Genomic DNA, 16,968 nt, shown 5'->3' with positions numbered 1-16,968 from the left:
AGCCTAAGCTTCTAATTGGATTATCATCAACGAGCGCCCACACAGATTGATAGGTCTATATTGTTAAAGAGCTTTCCTATTGAGCTTTGCTCAAATCGGATGGCCATTTTAGCGAGTTAAAGTTTAGTGTCAATCACTTTTTTCAAACTTTTTATCAAGCGTTTCCGCTTGGCTAATTGGCTTGCTAACTTGACTTCGTTTCTTTCGAAGCGTTGCCGTGTCAGCGAGGTGGCATTATAGAGATTGCGATCACATTGGCAAGCCCTTTTTCTCGTTTTTTTTGATTTTTTTATTGTTTGAGTGTTTTTTATTCTAAAAGGCGAGTTTTTGCTACTCTTCCCTCCAGATATCCCGATTATTAACGCTTTATAAGGAGTAAAGATGGGTTCTATTAGAAGTTATAAAGGTATTCGACCTCAACTAGGCAAGCGCGTATATGTCGACTCAACTTCTGTTCTTGTCGGTGATATCCAAATTGGTGACGACTCGAGTGTTTGGCCATTAGTTGCAGCTCGTGGTGATGTGAACCATATCCACATTGGTGCTCGAACCAATATTCAAGATGGTAGCGTACTGCATGTAACCCATAAAAATACTGAGAATCCCAACGGCTATCCGCTAATCATTGGTAATGATGTCACTATTGGTCATAAAGTCATGTTGCACGGCTGCGAAATCCACGATCGTGTATTGGTTGGTATGGGAGCGATCGTTTTAGATAACGTTGTTGTCGAATCAGACGTAATGATAGGCGCTGGAAGTTTAGTCCCACCGGGGAAAAGGTTGGAAAGCGGCTATTTATATGTTGGTAGTCCAGTAAAACAAGCTCGCCCCTTATCAGAGAATGAACGAGCTTTCTTACAAAAGTCTGCCAATAACTATGTACAGAATAAAAATGACTACATAAACGAAGTAGAAGACGTCAACGACGAATGATGCAGTTGGTTAGCAATAAGCTAATCGATGATGATATTGCCTTCTTCATTGAAGGCTTCATCTTCAATTAGCTCTTCCGCGATTTCTTCTAGGTCGAATCGATAATCAATAAATACTTTAATTGCCGCTTGTTCAGTTTCAACCAGGGAGCCGCTAAGCTTTTCTAGCTTCTGCTTTGTTACATAGCATTCAATCAGAGCTCCTGATTGCTGCGCGGTAAAGTTTACCGCTTGTAACGTTTTATCCCATGATTGCATATCTGGGAATAAGATGGACTGATTCATCGTTTACTGACCTTCAAGGTTCTTTCTTAATTCTCTAAGGATTTGTTTTGCGCCAGGGCGTAAACCACGCCACAGCATAAAGCTTTCCGCAGCTTGTCCCACTAGCATCCCAAGACCATCATAAGCATGAGCGGCACCACTTTCTTTTGCCCATAAGTTAAAACTGGTCGTCCCTTGCCCGTAAATCATGTCGTAGCTCGTACTGTTAGCTGCAAAGATAGAAGAGGAGATAGCCGGCAGCTCACCACTTAGGGAAGCAGACGTGGAGTTAATAATCACGTCGAACTCATCACTAATATCATCCATCTCTTTGGCAATGATAGAGCCATGTGCAATAAACAACTCTGCAAGCTCCTGCGCTTTGCTGAAGGTTCGATTAGTAATGGTTAAAGAACTAGGCTTTTGATCAAGAAGTGGCTTGATCACTCCACGAGCGGCACCGCCAGCGCCAATGATCAGGATTCGCGCACCTTCTAACACAACTTGATGTTGAAGTAGGTCTTGAACCAAACCTGCTCCATCGGTGTTATCGCCAATGATCTCACCATCATCTAACTTCTTGAGCGTATTGACTGCCCCGGCTAACTGAGCACGTTCGGTCAGTCTACTAGCAAATTGATAAGCATCTTCTTTAAATGGCATGGTGATATTGCACCCCTTGCCTCCTTCAGCAAAGAACAGCTTCGCTGCGTCAATAAAACCATCTACAGGAGCACTTTCTGCGGTATACACCAAAGATTGATTGGTTTGACGAGCAAACAAGGTGTGAATGAATGGCGACTTGCTGTGTCCAATAGGATTACCAAACACGGCATAGCGATCAATTTGCTGAGTCATTTCCTTACCTTTATTCCTTACCTACTATAGAGAAAAAACAGGGCCATCTGATTACAGATGACCCTATCACTATCTATCTATATAGAAAAGGAGATTCAACGCTTACCACTCTCGTGGCGTTAAGTATCGCTCGTAAAGTTCAGCCTCTGGAGAACCAGGTTGTGGCTCATAGCTGTATTCCCAACGCGCAAGTGGTGGCATCGACATAAGAATTGACTCTGTACGACCGCCACTTTGCAGACCAAATAGAGTTCCACGATCATACACTAGGTTGAATTCAACGTAGCGACCACGACGGTAAAGTTGGAATTCACGCTCACGCTCACCGAATTCAATTTCTTTACGACGAGACACAATCGGTAGGTAAGCTTGGCAGTATCCTTCACCAACCGCCTTGATGTAATCAAAACACTTGTCGAATTCCCACTGGTTTAGGTCATCAAAGAACAAACCACCAACACCACGAGTTTCATTTCGATGCGGTAGGAAGAAATACTTATCACACCAAGCTTTATGTTCTGCATAGACATCATCACCGAAAGGTGCACAAAGTTGTTTTGCGGTTTCATGCCATGATTGGCAATCTTCTTCGAATGGATAGAAAGGTGTTAGATCAAAACCACCACCAAACCACCAGATAGGCTCTTCACCCTCTTTCTCTGCGATAAAGAAGCGTACGTTAGCGTGAGAAGTCGGTACATATGGGTTGTGAGGATGGATAACCAAAGAAACACCCATCGCTTCAAAGCGGCGACCAGCTAGCTCTGGACGATGCGCCGTGGCTGATGCTGGCATCTCATTACCTTCGACATGAGAGAAATTCACTCCCCCTTGCTCAAAAACGTCACCATCACGCAAAACACGGGTACGACCACCACCACCAAGGCGCTCCCCTTTTTCACGTTGCCATGCGTCTTCAACAAAGACGGCCTTTCCATCTTCTTGTTCTAACTGCTGACAAATGGAATCCTGAAGTGACATCAGGAACTGTTTTACGGCGTGCTTATCGATTGCTGACATACGTGTAGTACCTATTGATTGCTGACTAGCAGGGTTAGCCCTGTCTTAATATTTGCGAGGTTTTAGCATCACGAATTTCACTAGGCTTGTCACGACCGCTGGTTTCACCACATAAGATCGCCACAAGCCGGTCACCCAATTGTTGCTCTACTTCTTCAGTCGTCATACAAGGAGGCTGACCAGTGAGGTTCGCGCTGGTAGAGGTTAGCGGCTTTCCGAAAGCATTACACATCTTTTGTACCAAAGGATGATCCGTCACACGCACTGCAATCGAATCAAATTGCCCCGATACCCAATGAGAAACTTTGTCACTCGCAGGCATAATCCAAGTGTATGGACCAGGCCATGTTGCGTGTACTTTATCTAACTGCTCTTGAGTCAACTGAGATTCATCAACATAAGGCAAAAGCTGTTCATAGTTTGCCGCAATTAAGATTAATCCTTTCTCAACAGGGCGTTGTTTTAGCTCTAGCAATTTTTGAATCGCTTCTGGGTTATCTGGGTCACAGCCAACACCAAACACCCCCTCTGTTGGGTAGGCAATCACTTCGCCTTTTTGTAGTGCTTCTAGCACCTGTTCAAAGTTCTCCACCGGTACTTCCTGATAATCTTGTCTGTTGTGTTTGTACTAAGTGTACAAATATTCATTCTCAGAGACTAAAGCAATTTGTTTATAAAATGTATCAATCGTATTTACAAACACACGCAAACGTTTGCTTGAGGTAAAAATCCCCGTATAATGCGCACAAATTTATCAGCTCACCTAATTTTGCAGCTTGAAGGAGTTTGAGATGAAAGTCGGTATCATCATGGGTTCTAAATCAGATTGGCCAACCATGAAACTAGCAGCGGACATGCTGGATCAATTTGGCGTGTCTTACGAAACAAAGGTGGTGTCAGCTCACCGTACTCCTCAATTGTTGGCTGATTACGCAAGCAGTGCTAAAGAACGTGGCATTAAAGTCATCATCGCAGGTGCGGGCGGTGCTGCCCACCTACCAGGCATGGCGGCGGCGTTTACCAGCGTACCTGTACTTGGCGTTCCCGTTCAGTCTCGCGCACTGAAAGGCATGGACTCACTACTTTCTATCGTACAGATGCCAAAAGGTATTGCGGTTGGTACATTAGCTATTGGCGAAGCAGGCGCAGCAAACGCTGGTATCCTAGCGGCTCAAATCCTTGGTACACATGATGAAGCGATCATGGCAAAAGTCGAAGCGTTCCGTAACGAACAAACGGAAACCGTATTGGCGAACCCAAACCCTGCAGAGGATTAATCAGATGCATGTACTGGTTCTTGGTGCGGGTCAGTTAGCTCGTATGATGTCTCTGGCTGGTGCGCCACTGAATATTCAAATTTCAGCTTACGATGTGGGCAGCGGTAATATCGTTCATCCACTGACTCAACATGTACTAGGCAACGGCTTAGAAAATGCGATCGAACAAGTTGATGTAATCACTGCTGAGTTCGAGCATATCCCGCATGACGTGCTTGATATTTGCGAAGCGAGCGGTAAGTTCTTACCAAGTACACAAGCTATCAAAGCAGGCGGTGATCGCCGCATTGAAAAGGCATTACTTGATGATGCTGGCGTACGTAATGCGAAATACTATGTGATCAAAACTCGTGAAGATTTTGACCGCGCAATTGAACACGTCGGCATGCCAATGGTTCTGAAAAGTGCATTGGGCGGTTACGATGGAAAAGGTCAGTGGCGTTTAAAAGAACCTTCTCAGATCGACATAATTTGGACAGAAATGGTGGAATGCATTGCTTCAACACCAACTCAAGCCATTGTTGCTGAGGAGTTTGTTCCTTTTAACCGTGAAGTTTCACTGATTGGTGCTCGCAGTAACGATGGCAGTATTGAAGTTTACCCTCTCGCAGAAAACATCCACACAAATGGTGTATTAAGCCTCTCAACAGCAATTGATGCTCCAGAGTTGCAAGAACAAGCAAAAGAGATGTTCACGGCCGTCGCCAATAGTTTGAATTACGTTGGCGTGCTAGCCCTGGAGTTCTTCGACGTTGACGGCAAGTTGCTGGTTAACGAAATCGCACCACGCGTACACAACTCAGGTCACTGGACTCAGCAGGGTGCAGAAACTTGTCAGTTTGAGAACCACCTACGCGCTGTGTGTGGTATGCCTTTAGGTAGTACTAAGCTCGTTCGCGAGACCTCGATGATCAATATTCTCGGTGAAGATACCTTGCCAGATGCGCTACTCGCGATGAATGGTTGCCATATTCATTGGTATGGCAAAGAGAAACGAGAAGGTCGTAAGATGGGTCATATCAACGTATGCGCTGATTACACTGGTGAGTTGAATCGTAGGTTGTGTGCATTAACAAACGTGCTTGATGAAGAAACCTTCCCAGCAGTTCATGAATTTGCCAAACAGTGGCAAGCATAGAAAAGTTGATAAATAGACAACAAAGGGTCGCATGATGCGACCCTTTTTAATTTTGCCTGAGATTTATTGTGATTGTGTATGCTGGCACTTGCGACTTGCACATTGCAACTTAACCCCGCTGGCGAGTTTCTTTTCTACCAACAAGGTAAACCCGCATTCCTCACAGCGACCTCTTACAGGTGGTAAGTTTACCGCAAACTTGCACTTCGGATAGTTATCACACGCGTAGAATGTCTTACCAAATCGGGTCTTACGTTCAACTAAATGCCCTTTACCACACTCAGGGCAAGCGTATAGCTCTTTCGATTCTTGCTCGGGTTCGGGCTGATTGATTGATTCGATATGATGACAAGTTGGGTAATGACTACAGCCAACGAACATGCCGTATCGCCCTTGTCGGAGCACCAACTCATTGCCACAGTCAGGGCAAGGCACACCTAACTCTTTTACGATGTGGCCATCATTACTGTGCAACGGCTTGATATAGTCGCAGCTTGGGTATTGGCTACAACCAAGAAAAGGACCATGTTTGCCATGTTTCAGCCTGACTTCCCCACCACATTTAGGGCACGGCTCTCTCTCAAGCGCATGCTCGTGTGCCGAGAAAAGGTTGTGATCGATTTTACTACTCATACTCACCGTTAAAGCAGAAGATATTAGTGAAGAATACCCTGTTCCTTGGTGTACAGCAGCTCTTCCATCAGCGTGTAGGCATTTTCGTTGCCAGGGACATTAAACAGAACCATAAGAATGATCCACTTAAGGTCTTCAAGCTCAAATTCATTGGTTTCTAGCCCCATTACACGATCGATAACCATCTCACGTGTTTCTGTGGTTAGAACATTAATTTGCTCTAAGAACAGCAGAAAACCACGACATTCAAGATCTAAGCGCTGCATCTCTGATGCCGTATAGATACGTGTTGATGCCGATGCTATGCAAGTTGAAATCGCTGAATGTTCATCACTTTGTTGCAATGCTGCCAGCTCTTCTAACCAGACAAGGGCTTTGTAGATGTCTTTTTGCTGGAAGCCTGCACGAAGCAATTCATCTTCCAACTCGTCTTGTTCGACCTGTAACTCTGCATCGCTATGGATGTAGGTTTCGAATAGATACATAAGTATATCCATCATCATAGCTAGCCCCTCCCCTTTCGAATATAGCCACCGGATACTGCAACAACATGCCCTGAAAGCTCAAGCTCTAAGAGCTGCATCATGACTTCTTGGACAGGTATATTGGTCCTGCTTGCAAGAATATCAACTGGTGTAGCCTCATTTCCTACGTTAGCTAACAGCTGAGGAAATGGCAATTCTTCTTCATCAATTGGCGTAGAAAATAAATCCAAGCTCTGATTAATAGACCAGTCGAGCAAAGACTGTATTTCATTCAACACCTCTTGAGTGTTTTGTACGAGACAAGCCCCATTACGAATCAACTGATTACCACCACTGGCATTGGGAGCATTAATCGAAGCTGGTATAGCGAAAACTTCACGGTCTTGCTCAAGAGCGTAGCGAGCGGTGATTAATGAGCCACTCTTTTCTGCTGCTTCGACAACCAACACGCCAAGCGACAAACCACTAATGATTCGATTACGTCGTGGGAAGTTTTCTGCTCGAGGTTTTGCATCTGGGCGAAACTCAGAGACTAACGCACCGTTTTCCATCACTCGCCGCGCTAAACCTCGGTGACGGGCTGGATAAACTTGCTCTAACCCTGAACCCAATACCGCAATGGTTTTACCGTCCGCTTGCAAAGCACCATCATGAGCGTGTCCATCGATACCCAAAGCCAAACCACTGGTAACAATCAGATCATGTTTCACCAAATCTGCAGCGAACTGACGTGCGTGTTGAAGCCCATAAACACTAGCATTACGGCTGCCGACCATGGCAATTTGAGGTTGAGACAAATAACTCGCTTCTCCCTTTATAAATAGTAAAGGAGGTGGAGCGACCGTTTGTTTGAGAAGTGGGGGATACAGAGTATCCGCCAAAGTAACAATATGATGATGAGATGAGGCGCTAGCCCAAGTAAGACAAGCGTCGACTTCTTTATCGACCTCAGACCATGCTTGCAGTTGCTTCGTAGTAAAACCCAAAAGCTGAAGCTGCTCAGTTGAGTATCTGACAATATTGCTTGGCGTATCTTTACTCAGCAGCTTATTCATCTTCACCCCGCCAATGCCTGGCAAGCAGCTCAGCTTTAACCAGGCGGCGAGGTCAGTATCATTGCGTAGTTTCATTCGTGGTCGATTCCTCAGCCAGAGGAGAAACCACTGATACCTCTTTATTGATTGGCTTAGTGCTATTGGTAATCAGTGCAAGACTGAAATATTCATAAGGACGAATGACCAGCAGTTCACCAACCTTACTTTGCGGCAAGGTGATCTTAGAGTCGAGTAAGCCACTGTCTTTCACAAAACCATCGCCACCTTTGAAAACCGGGTGCGCATCTTCTTTAAGATCAAACACACTGCCTTGGCGAAGTTGATCGGATGTTCCTTTATCAATCACAACCACTTGATTGGTTGAGCTAAATCGAATGCCCTCAATATTACCCAGCAATACTGCAGAACTGCCTTTTGGTGATGGCTGTGGGTAAAAGGTCGTCGTGAAATCACCATTTTCTAATGTTTGGACCGGCAAAGCGATATCATTACGAATAATCTCTTGCAGTTGAGTGGTGATCTTTAATCCTGAGTACTCACTTGATGCCTCGATAAGTTCCCCTTTTGCAATCAAACGTAAAGCGGTAATTTGCTTAGATACGTCTTCACGGGAAAATGTTTCGACTGGACGATAGATAGCCCAACCTGTCGCCGTTTGTTCACCACTAATATACAGGGTGTCCTCAGCAGTCAGATATTTACTGCCTTTGCTACTACCCATCACTTTAGCCGCGTTTTCTAGCGTTTCATCGTCCACCAAACGGTCCGACTTGAGGTAAGGCATAACCAAACCTTCAGCAACGGTTGGCACCGCTTTCTTTTCCGTGATACGAGCTTTAGGGCTGAGCTTTTTCACCGCTTTTAAGCTCAATACTGGTTGACCATTAATCCATACCAGCGACAACTTGTCTCCGGGATAAATAAGGTGCGGATTATCGATCTCTGGATTGACCTGCCACAAACGAGGCCACAACCATGGGCTATCCAGATACATTGCTGAAATATCCCAAAGCGTGTCACCTTTGACCACAACATAAGTTTTAGGTGCGTCATCTTTGACGGTAAGCGGTTGGGAGTCCGTGTTTGCTACGGCATTGAAAGAGAAAAGTAACGGCAACGTAATGCGAGAAACGTTGCGGAAAATTCGATTCATGACCCTCGTCCTTGGTCTGTTAGGCAACTACCAGAATGGAAATTGGTATAAGGATGCTGTCATTTAGGTCATAAAATGTCTAGAATTGAGCCAACAAGGTTTGTGCTGTTACGGCACAGTTCAATATTTCGAGTGAATATGTCTGTATTACAAGTATTAACATTCCCAGATGATCGCCTGCGTACCGTTGCAAAACCTGTAGAAGAGGTGACACCTGAGATTCAAAAAATCGTCGATGACATGATTGAAACCATGTACGACGAAGAGGGTATTGGCCTGGCTGCAACGCAGGTTGATATCCACAAACGTATCGTAGTAATTGATATTTCAGAAACTCGTGATGAGCCAATGGTGCTTATCAACCCTGAGATTCTGGAAAAGCGTGGCGAAGATGGCATCGAAGAAGGCTGTCTATCGGTACCAGGTGCTCGTGCACTTGTGCCGCGTGCTGCTGAAGTTACTGTTAAAGCACTAGATCGTGATGGCAAAGAGTACACTTTTGAAGCCGACGATCTGCTAGCCATCTGTGTTCAACACGAACTAGACCATTTGATGGGTAAGTTGTTCGTTGATTACCTATCGCCACTGAAGCGTAAGCGTATTCAGGACAAGCTAGCAAAAATCAAACGCTTTAACGAGAAACAGCAAAACGCTTAATCTCGATACAATTTAATTAGAAGGAAGCCTACCTTGAGTCAGTCTTTACGTATTGTCTTTGCAGGTACTCCGGATTTCGCCGCCCGTCACTTGGCGGCGTTGTTGTCTTCGGAGCACGAAGTAATTGCGGTTTATACTCAACCAGATCGCCCAGCAGGCCGTGGTAAGAAGCTTACTGCAAGCCCAGTAAAAACCATCGCGCTTGAGCATGACATTCCGGTTTATCAACCAGAAAACTTCAAATCAGATGAGGCTAAGCAAGAACTAGCGGATCTGAATGCCGACATCATGGTTGTTGTCGCTTATGGTCTATTACTTCCGCAAGTTGTGTTAGACACGCCTAAACTAGGCTGTATCAATGTTCACGGTTCGATTCTTCCTCGTTGGCGTGGCGCAGCTCCTATCCAACGTTCAATTTGGGCAGGTGATGCTGAAACTGGTGTTACCATTATGCAGATGGACATTGGTTTGGATACGGGTGACATGCTTAAAATCGCAACGTTACCGATTGAAGCAAGCGACACTAGTGCATCAATGTACGAAAAACTCGCAGGTTTAGGTCCTGATGCGCTGATTGATTGTTTAGCAGACATCGCAGCCGGCAAAGCAGAGCCCGTGAAACAAGACGACGAGTTAGCAAACTACGCGAAGAAGCTGAGCAAAGAAGAAGCGCGCATTGATTGGAACGATGATGCTGCGCACATTGAACGTTGTGTTCGCGCATTCAACCCATGGCCAATGAGCCACTTTGAAGCGGCTGAAAACAGCATCAAAGTATGGGAAAGTCGTGTCACGGATCAAACCAGCGACAAGCCAGCAGGCACCATTTTGCAAGCGGACAAAACCGGTATTTATGTTGCGACAGGCAACGGTGTATTGGTTCTGGAACAACTGCAAGTTCCGGGCAAAAAAGCCATGTCAGTTCAAGATATTCTGAACTCACGTGCATCTTGGTTTGAAGTTGGCACTCAACTGGTTTAAAAACCAGATAACCGTGTCAAAGACCAATAATACGAACTTTTAGAGGGCAGAGATGCCCTCCTTTACTTTAAGGTACTTATCATGAATGTTCGCGCTGCGGCTGCCAACGTCTTGTATCTTGTCGTCGACAAGGGCCACTCACTTTCAAGCGCTCTTCCAGCGGCTCAACAAAACGTACGACCACGTGATCACGCTCTTTTGCAAGAAATTTGCTATGGTGCTCTACGTTACCTCCCTCGCCTAGAAATGATTGCAAACCAGTTGATGGACAAGCCGTTAAAGGGCAAACAACGCGTTTTCCATCACCTGATTTTGGTTGGCATTTACCAATTGAGCTTCATGCGTATTCCTGCACACGCTGCAGTGGGTGAAACGGTTGAAGGTACTAAAGAGCTGAAAGGCCCCCGCTTGCGCGGTCTTATCAACGCAGTATTACGTAACTACCAGCGCAACCAAGAAGAACTGGATCAAATGGCTGTCAGCAACAATGCGGGCAAATACGGTCACCCGAGCTGGTTACTTAAACTGCTGCAAGAAGCTTACCCACAACAATGGGAAAGCATTGTTGAAGCCAACAACCAGAAAGCGCCAATGTGGCTGCGTGTAAACCACCAGCACCACACTCGTGATGAATACCTTGCGCTACTCAAAAATGAAAACATTGATAGCACGCCACACACACAAGCAATGGAGGCCCTAAAATTGGCGGCGCCATGCGATGTGATGAAACTGCCGGGCTTTGAAAAAGGTTGGGTATCGGTGCAAGATGCGGCAGCGCAGCTGTCGATTAACTATCTTGAGCCAAAAGATGGCGAGCTGATCCTAGACTGCTGCGCAGCACCAGGCGGTAAGACAGCGCACATTCTTGAGCGTACATCTGGTAGTGAAGTGGTTGCCATTGATTGCGATGACACGCGCCTTAAACGTGTGCACGAAAACCTGAAGCGCCTCAACCTTCAAGCAAAAGTGGTTTGCGGCGATGCGCGTAATCCTCAAGAATGGTGGCAAGGCGAACAATTTGATCGCATTTTGCTGGATGCTCCGTGTTCTGCAACTGGCGTGATTCGTCGTCACCCAGACATCAAATGGCTACGTCGTGCTGATGATATTGCCGCACTTGCGGATCTACAGAGCGAAATTTTTGATGCAATGTGGGCGCAACTAAAACCTGGCGGCACCATGGTTTACGCGACTTGTTCAATCACACCACAAGAAAACGTGGAACAAGTAAAAGCGTTCTTAGCACGTACTGCAGACGCGCAATTAGTGGACTCCGATCCAAAGCAACCTGGTCGTCAGATTCTACCAGGCGAAGAAGATATGGATGGTTTCTACTACGCAGTGCTAACAAAAAAACACGCGTAACAGCATGCTAAATAGGGCGATTGAAGTGAATTCAATCGCCTTTTTCAGATAACGAGTAAAGAGTATGAAGATCATTATTCTTGGTGCTGGTCAGGTTGGCGGCACACTGGCGGAAAACCTAGTTGGTGAGAACAACGACATCACCATCGTCGACAAAAATGGCGACCGACTGCGTGAGTTACAAGACAAATACGACCTACGAGTGGTCAACGGTCACGCAAGCCACCCAGATGTTCTGCACGAAGCCGGTGCGCAAGACGCCGATATGCTTGTCGCAGTAACCAACACCGATGAGACCAACATGGCAGCCTGTCAAGTTGCGTTCACTCTGTTCAATACCCCAAACCGTGTTGCACGTATTCGTTCTCCAGAGTATCTGGCAGAAAAAGAAGCCCTATTTAAGTCTGGTGCCATTCCTGTCGATCACCTTATCGCACCAGAAGAGCTGGTAACGAGCTACATCGAGCGCCTCATCCAATACCCAGGCGCACTGCAAGTGGTAAGCTTTGCCGAGCAGAAAGTCAGCCTAGTAGCCGTTAAAGCCTATTACGGTGGTCCGCTTGTGGGCAACGCTCTGTCTGCCCTGCGTGAGCACATGCCACACATCGATACTCGTGTTGCTGCGATTTTCCGTCAGGGTCGTCCTATTCGTCCACAAGGCACTACCATCATTGAAGCTGATGATGAGGTGTTCTTCGTTGCAGCAAGTAACCACATTCGCTCGGTAATGAGTGAGCTTCAGCGACTTGAGAAACCTTACCGCCGCATCATGATTGTTGGCGGTGGTAACATCGGTGCGAGTTTAGCCAAACGCCTTGAACAAACTTACAGCGTGAAGCTGATCGAACGTAACTATCAGCGTGCAGAAAAGCTGTCCGAGCAACTAGAAAATACCATCGTCTTCTGTGGTGATGCGGCAGATCAAGAACTGCTGACTGAAGAAAACATTGACCAAGTAGACGTGTTCATCGCGCTGACTAACGAAGATGAGACCAACATCATGTCAGCGATGTTGGCAAAACGCATGGGCGCAAAGAAAGTGATGGTGCTAATCCAACGCGGCGCTTATGTCGACCTTGTACAAGGCGGCGTGATTGATGTGGCAATCTCACCACAGCAAGCGACGATTTCTGCTCTACTAACGCACGTTCGCCGTGCTGACATCGTGAACGTTTCTTCACTGCGTCGTGGCGCAGCCGAAGCAATCGAAGCCGTTGCGCACGGTGACGAAACCACATCCAAAGTGGTGGGTCGCGCGATTGGCGATATCAAACTCCCACCAGGAACCACTATTGGTGCTATCGTTCGTGGCGAAGAAGTTCTTATCGCACACGATCGTACTGTCATCGAACAAGATGACCACGTCGTGATGTTCCTGGTCGACAAAAAGTACGTACCAGACGTCGAAGCGCTGTTCCAGCCGAGTCCATTCTTCCTCTAGGATTTTCCTATGGTCAACTTACGTCCCGTACTGTTTGTTATCGGGCTGGTTTTATCCAAACTAGCCCTTTTTATGTACGTGCCGACTTTGGTCGCGTTTTTCACCGGTACGGGCGGGTTCCTCGACTTCGCCCAGGCCGTAGTGATCACTCATCTCGCCGCTTTTATCTGTTTAACGATTGGTCGAACCGCCAAATTCAAACTCAGCGTGCGTGATATGTTTCTCATCACCAGTTTGGTATGGACTATCGCCAGTGCGTTTGCCGCACTGCCATTTGTCTTTATCAACCATATCAGCTTTACCGACGCCTACTTCGAAACCATGTCAGGTATCACGACTACGGGTTCGACCGTACTTAGTGGCTTAGACAACATGGCGCCAAGCATCTTACTGTGGCGTTCTATCTTGCAATGGCTGGGTGGTATTGGCTTTATCGTGATGGCAGTAGCTATCCTACCGATGCTTAACGTTGGTGGTATGAAGCTATTCCAAACCGAATCCTCCGATTGGTCAGACAAAAGCAGCCCAAGAGCTAAGACTGTCGCGAAGAACATCGTATTGGTGTATTTGATGCTGACAGGCTTGTGTATCGTGGGATACTTGTTAACTGGCATGAACCTGTTTGAAGCAATCAACCACGCATTCACGACTCTATCCACCGGCGGTTACTCGACATCAGATGGTTCGATGAACCATTTCTCCAACGGTGCTCATTGGGTTGCAACCACCTTTATGTTCCTCGGTGGTTTGCCATTCCTACTGTTCGTAGCGGCATTACGTAAGCGCAGTATCGATGTCTTGATGAAAGACGCCCAAGTTCGCGGCTTTGCTTACCTATTTTTGTTCTCAAGCTTAGTGGTCGCCGCTTGGTTGGTACTTCGTGATGGCTACACCATTTTGGATGCACTGCGAGTTTCAATGTTCAATATTGTTTCAGTGGTCACCACTACGGGTTTTGGCCTGGAAGATTTCACAGCTTGGGGCGCATTGCCATCGACATTGTTTGCTTTCTTGATGATGGCAGGCGCATGTTCAGGCTCCACCTCAGGCGGGATTAAAATCTTCCGTTTTCAGATCGCGATGACACTACTCAACAAGCAAATCATGAAGCTTATTCACCCTTCAGGTGTTTTTGTTCAGCGCTACAATCAACGCCCTGTAAACGACGATATTGTTCGCTCTGTGGTGGCGTTTGGTTTGATGTTTTTCATCACCATCATCTTCATTGCTGGTTGTTTAAGTGCTCTCGGTCTTGATCCAGTCACCAGTATTTCGGGGTCGATTACCGCAGTTGCAAACGTGGGACCGGGGATGGGTGACATCATTGGACCAACGGGTAACTTTGCCCCACTGCCTGACACTGCAAAATGGTTATTAAGCTTTGGTATGTTAATGGGGCGTTTGGAAATTCTGACTATTCTTGTACTGTTCTTCCCTGCGTTTTGGCGCCGTTAAACAGACTCAAATAAAAGGTATAACAATGAAAACATGGATCACTCTGGCGACCCTACTCGCCTCTTCATCCGTTTACGCAGCTGAAGTCGTGAAGCTAGCAGATGGGCGCGAAGTAAAATTGAATGACGACTTCACATGGGAGTACGTCGTGAAGAAAGCAGCGTCTGAAAACACATTAGAAAAAGTTGAGGCGGTAGAGGCGGCTGCGGTTGTTGCATCAACAACAGCCGTAGAAGCAGTCACCACGCAAACCACTAAAGCACCTGAGATTGCAACAATTCCAGTCGTAAACAAAAAAGTGGGCACAACCATAGTCGTGAATGCGAAGAAGCCGACAATGCAGCTGTCCGACTCTGGTGTGGATGTGTTAATTGGTTCAGCGCGTTATGAAGACGGTGAACTGATCCTACCGACCTCAGTAACCAATCAAAGCTCACAATCGGTGATTCAGGTTGAAGTGGAAGTACAGGTATTCGATATGTCTGGTAAACCGTTGGCGAAAGAAAGCGTCACAGTTTGGCAATCCATCAAACGTATGGCAGACACTTACCTACGTCCGCAACAAGCTGAGCAAGGTAAAGCAATCAAGCTGGCAGTACCACAGTCGCAGCAATACCAGTTCTCGGCAGAAGTATTAGAAGTGAAGACCCGCTAATACAATAAAATATGCTTAGTCGAGTCTATTTCTATCAACTAAATAGGCTCGACAAAGTAGTAAATAGCGAAGAAATGGCATACACACCCCGCCAAAACAAAGCCGTGCCAAATTGCGTGATTAAATGGGATTCGTTTCGCTACGTAGAAAATCACCCCAATTGAATACACCAATCCACCCGCCGCTAATAGTGTCAAACCACCAATATCTAAATTAATCGCCAACTGATAAATCACAATCAGCGACAACCACCCCATCACCAGATACGTCATCAAAGACAGCTTCTTGAATCGATATACAAATGCAACTTTCATGATGATGCCAATCAGCGCAATGGTCCAAATCACAATCATCAGCCCAATCGCTAATGGAGTACGCAGACTCACCAATAAAAACGGCGTGTAGCTGCCTGCAATCAAAAGATAGATGGCGCAGTGATCGAAGGTTTTCAGCCAACGTTTAGCTTTGGGGTACGGAATGGCGTGGTAGAGCGTGGATGCCAGAAACAGGACAATCATACTAGAGCCGTATATTGCCATGCTGGTAATGGTCAACGTATCCGCTTGGTGGTCGATCGCCTTGATTAAAAGCAACACCAAACCAACGATGCCGAAAATCATCCCAATACCATGAGTGATCGAGTTGGCTAGCTCTTCGCCCTGACTGTATTGTGCTTTCTGTGGTGAGGACATGAACGCGCCTATACTAGAGTTTCGAATATTCACTCTAGTATGGCACATTAAGCTTACACGTGTAAGCTTAAATTATGACTCGTGGGCAGCAATGGTTTGCTCAAGGTAACTCAGTACCAGCGGACCTACATCTTCTAATTGGGTGCTAACTGGAATGCTCAGTTCTCGTTTAAGTTTGCCGCTGCCTAGTAGGCTCGCCAACATGCCACTCGCCCCACTTCGTGTACGGTCAACTTCAAACCAAAGTTTAAGAGCCTGCTCGTCGCGATGAGCAACAAACTCTAATTCACGCCATACGCCATGATATGGTCCATCGGTTGGCACCATTTCAAACTCTTGCACGAATGGCAAATCAAAGCCTTTCACTTCTTCACACTCGACTTGGCGGATACGCAAACCTTGCGATTCAAAAGCAGACAAAATGGCATCCATAAGTGGGTCAGGTCTAACAGTAAGAATGTCTTTGTCGGTAGGGTCGAGCGCCATCGCAACGTCTAGGCCGGTCTCTAGCCAAACTTTGGCATCACCAATGGTCACAGGCGTATTCCAAGGCACATCGAGTTTAACCTCAAAAGTACGGTCTTCGCCGGGATGGATAGTAAATGCGTATGGGAGGTTCCACTTAGCAAGCACATGCGTTTGCGGTACCCGACGCATGCTGTGTCCTTCGCGAGCTCCGCGATCATCAGGCGCTTCTGCAATGTAACGGCAACAAAGCTTCAGATCGATGTTGTCGATCGCTTGTTCAGTCGCTCCGCCATACACGTGGATAGAAACATCAACGCTCTGACCGGGATACAGTACATCTTGGTTTAGGATCGAATCGACCTTAGCACTGCCGATCCCAAAACTCGCAAGTGTCTTCTTCAAAAATGACATATGCACCTCCTTCGTAGAGATCTCA

At 46.5% G+C, this 16,968-nt stretch carries 19 protein-coding genes; 9 read left to right on the top strand and 10 right to left on the bottom strand.

The window, feature by feature from the left end; all coding sequences use genetic code 11:
• Window positions 1–381 precede the first annotated feature (381 nt).
• Window positions 382–936 carry a gamma carbonic anhydrase family protein gene (locus OH463_RS24570; protein ID WP_005450962.1) on the top strand — a complete coding sequence of 185 codons (555 nt, stop codon included), beginning with the start codon at window positions 382–384 and terminating at the stop codon, window positions 934–936.
• Window positions 937–956: 20 nt separating this feature from the next.
• Here the strand turns inward: OH463_RS24570 and OH463_RS24565 are convergent, their stop codons facing one another.
• The 4 genes from OH463_RS24565 to OH463_RS24550 form a co-directional block, all read right to left on the bottom strand.
• The gene (locus OH463_RS24565; RefSeq protein WP_005450963.1) at window positions 957–1,220 is read right to left on the bottom strand and encodes a DUF1488 domain-containing protein; all 264 of its coding nucleotides are present in this window, start codon (window positions 1,218–1,220) and stop codon (window positions 957–959) included.
• A 3-nt stretch (window positions 1,221–1,223) separates the two neighbouring features.
• On the bottom strand, window positions 1,224–2,057 hold the full coding sequence (gene aroE, locus OH463_RS24560) for a shikimate dehydrogenase (protein WP_017190966.1): 834 nt from the start codon (window positions 2,055–2,057) through the stop codon (window positions 1,224–1,226).
• A 102-nt stretch (window positions 2,058–2,159) separates the two neighbouring features.
• On the bottom strand, window positions 2,160–3,077 hold the full coding sequence (gene hemF / locus OH463_RS24555; protein WP_009699076.1) for an oxygen-dependent coproporphyrinogen oxidase: 918 nt from the start codon (window positions 3,075–3,077) through the stop codon (window positions 2,160–2,162).
• Between the two features lie 34 nt (window positions 3,078–3,111).
• Window positions 3,112–3,669, bottom strand: a complete 558-nt coding sequence (locus OH463_RS24550; protein WP_005450969.1) for an L-threonylcarbamoyladenylate synthase — start codon at window positions 3,667–3,669, stop codon at window positions 3,112–3,114.
• Between the two features lie 199 nt (window positions 3,670–3,868).
• Between OH463_RS24550 and purE the strand changes: the two genes are divergently transcribed.
• Complete coding sequence (purE, locus tag OH463_RS24545) at window positions 3,869–4,354, top strand: 5-(carboxyamino)imidazole ribonucleotide mutase (RefSeq protein WP_005440742.1); 486 nt, start codon at window positions 3,869–3,871, stop codon at window positions 4,352–4,354.
• Between the two features lie 4 nt (window positions 4,355–4,358).
• Window positions 4,359–5,492 (top strand): 5-(carboxyamino)imidazole ribonucleotide synthase, encoded by a 1,134-nt coding sequence (locus OH463_RS24540; protein ID WP_047517487.1) that lies wholly within the window; start codon window positions 4,359–4,361, stop codon window positions 5,490–5,492.
• A 63-nt stretch (window positions 5,493–5,555) separates the two neighbouring features.
• Here OH463_RS24540 and OH463_RS24535 read toward each other — a convergent pair whose 3' ends face one another.
• The 4 genes from OH463_RS24535 to OH463_RS24520 are packed head-to-tail and all read right to left on the bottom strand — an operon-like array spanning window position 5,556 to window position 8,818.
• The gene (locus tag OH463_RS24535; RefSeq protein WP_005450974.1) at window positions 5,556–6,125 is read right to left on the bottom strand and encodes a DNA topoisomerase family protein; all 570 of its coding nucleotides are present in this window, start codon (window positions 6,123–6,125) and stop codon (window positions 5,556–5,558) included.
• 23 nt (window positions 6,126–6,148) lie between these two features.
• Complete coding sequence (locus OH463_RS24530; protein WP_005429833.1) at window positions 6,149–6,628, bottom strand: DUF494 family protein; 480 nt, start codon at window positions 6,626–6,628, stop codon at window positions 6,149–6,151.
• A gap of 2 nt (window positions 6,629–6,630) precedes the next feature.
• Complete coding sequence (dprA, locus tag OH463_RS24525) at window positions 6,631–7,740, bottom strand: DNA-processing protein DprA (protein ID WP_269992954.1); 1,110 nt, start codon at window positions 7,738–7,740, stop codon at window positions 6,631–6,633.
• Window positions 7,724–8,818, bottom strand: a complete 1,095-nt coding sequence (locus OH463_RS24520; RefSeq protein WP_009699077.1) for a LysM peptidoglycan-binding domain-containing protein — start codon at window positions 8,816–8,818, stop codon at window positions 7,724–7,726. The genes dprA and OH463_RS24520 overlap by 17 nt, the downstream gene beginning before the upstream one ends.
• Before the next feature lie 138 nt (window positions 8,819–8,956).
• Between OH463_RS24520 and def the strand changes: the two genes are divergently transcribed.
• The 6 genes from def (at window position 8,957) to OH463_RS24490 (ending at window position 15,372) form a co-directional block, all read left to right on the top strand.
• Window positions 8,957–9,475, top strand: a complete 519-nt coding sequence (gene def / locus OH463_RS24515) for a peptide deformylase (RefSeq protein WP_005450979.1) — start codon at window positions 8,957–8,959, stop codon at window positions 9,473–9,475.
• 33 nt (window positions 9,476–9,508) lie between these two features.
• Window positions 9,509–10,456 carry a methionyl-tRNA formyltransferase gene (gene fmt, locus OH463_RS24510; RefSeq protein ID WP_038897978.1) on the top strand — a complete coding sequence of 316 codons (948 nt, stop codon included), beginning with the start codon at window positions 9,509–9,511 and terminating at the stop codon, window positions 10,454–10,456.
• A gap of 81 nt (window positions 10,457–10,537) precedes the next feature.
• Window positions 10,538–11,821: a 16S rRNA (cytosine(967)-C(5))-methyltransferase RsmB gene (gene rsmB, locus OH463_RS24505; RefSeq protein ID WP_269992951.1), complete on the top strand. Its 1,284-nt coding sequence runs from the start codon at window positions 10,538–10,540 to the stop codon at window positions 11,819–11,821.
• A gap of 64 nt (window positions 11,822–11,885) precedes the next feature.
• A complete protein-coding gene (gene trkA, locus OH463_RS24500) occupies window positions 11,886–13,262 on the top strand; it encodes a Trk system potassium transporter TrkA (protein ID WP_005429806.1) in 1,377 nt (458 codons plus the stop codon).
• Window positions 13,263–13,271: 9 nt separating this feature from the next.
• Window positions 13,272–14,717, top strand: a complete 1,446-nt coding sequence (locus tag OH463_RS24495) for a TrkH family potassium uptake protein (RefSeq protein WP_005450983.1) — start codon at window positions 13,272–13,274, stop codon at window positions 14,715–14,717.
• A gap of 25 nt (window positions 14,718–14,742) precedes the next feature.
• Window positions 14,743–15,372 (top strand): DUF3157 family protein, encoded by a 630-nt coding sequence (locus OH463_RS24490; protein ID WP_005450985.1) that lies wholly within the window; start codon window positions 14,743–14,745, stop codon window positions 15,370–15,372.
• A 38-nt stretch (window positions 15,373–15,410) separates the two neighbouring features.
• On the opposite strand, the gene trhA is transcribed toward OH463_RS24490, so the two are convergent.
• Complete coding sequence (gene trhA, locus OH463_RS24485) at window positions 15,411–16,064, bottom strand: PAQR family membrane homeostasis protein TrhA (protein WP_005450987.1); 654 nt, start codon at window positions 16,062–16,064, stop codon at window positions 15,411–15,413.
• Between the two features lie 72 nt (window positions 16,065–16,136).
• Window positions 16,137–16,943: a sporulation protein gene (locus OH463_RS24480; RefSeq protein WP_269992949.1), complete on the bottom strand. Its 807-nt coding sequence runs from the start codon at window positions 16,941–16,943 to the stop codon at window positions 16,137–16,139.
• Window positions 16,944–16,968 lie beyond the last annotated feature (25 nt).

Origin of the sequence: Vibrio sp. NFR (assembly GCF_027587095.1) — a bacterium.
In the GTDB taxonomy this organism is placed as follows: domain Bacteria; phylum Pseudomonadota; class Gammaproteobacteria; order Enterobacterales; family Vibrionaceae; genus Vibrio; species Vibrio harveyi.
The sequence above is the reverse complement of the archived record's forward strand: the minus strand, read 5'-3'. Positions and strand labels throughout refer to the sequence as shown.

Bases quoted from the DNA above. Each gene is read 5' to 3' on its own strand.
- purE (WP_005440742.1), top strand. From the start codon at position 3,869: ATGAAAGTCGGTATCATCATGGGTTCTAAATCAGATTGGCCAACCATG.
- hemF (WP_009699076.1), bottom strand. From the start codon at position 3,077: ATGTCAGCAATCGATAAGCACGCCGTAAAACAGTTCCTGATGTCACTT.
- trkA (WP_005429806.1), top strand. From the start codon at position 11,886: ATGAAGATCATTATTCTTGGTGCTGGTCAGGTTGGCGGCACACTGGCG.
- OH463_RS24530 (WP_005429833.1), bottom strand. From the start codon at position 6,628: ATGATGATGGATATACTTATGTATCTATTCGAAACCTACATCCATAGC.
- OH463_RS24480 (WP_269992949.1), bottom strand. From the start codon at position 16,943: ATGTCATTTTTGAAGAAGACACTTGCGAGTTTTGGGATCGGCAGTGCT.
- OH463_RS24540 (WP_047517487.1), top strand. From the start codon at position 4,359: ATGCATGTACTGGTTCTTGGTGCGGGTCAGTTAGCTCGTATGATGTCT.
- dprA (WP_269992954.1), bottom strand. From the start codon at position 7,740: ATGAAACTACGCAATGATACTGACCTCGCCGCCTGGTTAAAGCTGAGC.
- aroE (WP_017190966.1), bottom strand. From the start codon at position 2,057: ATGACTCAGCAAATTGATCGCTATGCCGTGTTTGGTAATCCTATTGGA.
- def (WP_005450979.1), top strand. From the start codon at position 8,957: ATGTCTGTATTACAAGTATTAACATTCCCAGATGATCGCCTGCGTACC.
- trhA (WP_005450987.1), bottom strand. From the start codon at position 16,064: ATGTCCTCACCACAGAAAGCACAATACAGTCAGGGCGAAGAGCTAGCC.
- OH463_RS24535 (WP_005450974.1), bottom strand. From the start codon at position 6,125: ATGAGTAGTAAAATCGATCACAACCTTTTCTCGGCACACGAGCATGCG.
- rsmB (WP_269992951.1), top strand. From the start codon at position 10,538: ATGAATGTTCGCGCTGCGGCTGCCAACGTCTTGTATCTTGTCGTCGAC.
- OH463_RS24565 (WP_005450963.1), bottom strand. From the start codon at position 1,220: ATGAATCAGTCCATCTTATTCCCAGATATGCAATCATGGGATAAAACG.
- OH463_RS24495 (WP_005450983.1), top strand. From the start codon at position 13,272: ATGGTCAACTTACGTCCCGTACTGTTTGTTATCGGGCTGGTTTTATCC.
- OH463_RS24520 (WP_009699077.1), bottom strand. From the start codon at position 8,818: ATGAATCGAATTTTCCGCAACGTTTCTCGCATTACGTTGCCGTTACTT.
- OH463_RS24490 (WP_005450985.1), top strand. From the start codon at position 14,743: ATGAAAACATGGATCACTCTGGCGACCCTACTCGCCTCTTCATCCGTT.
- OH463_RS24570 (WP_005450962.1), top strand. From the start codon at position 382: ATGGGTTCTATTAGAAGTTATAAAGGTATTCGACCTCAACTAGGCAAG.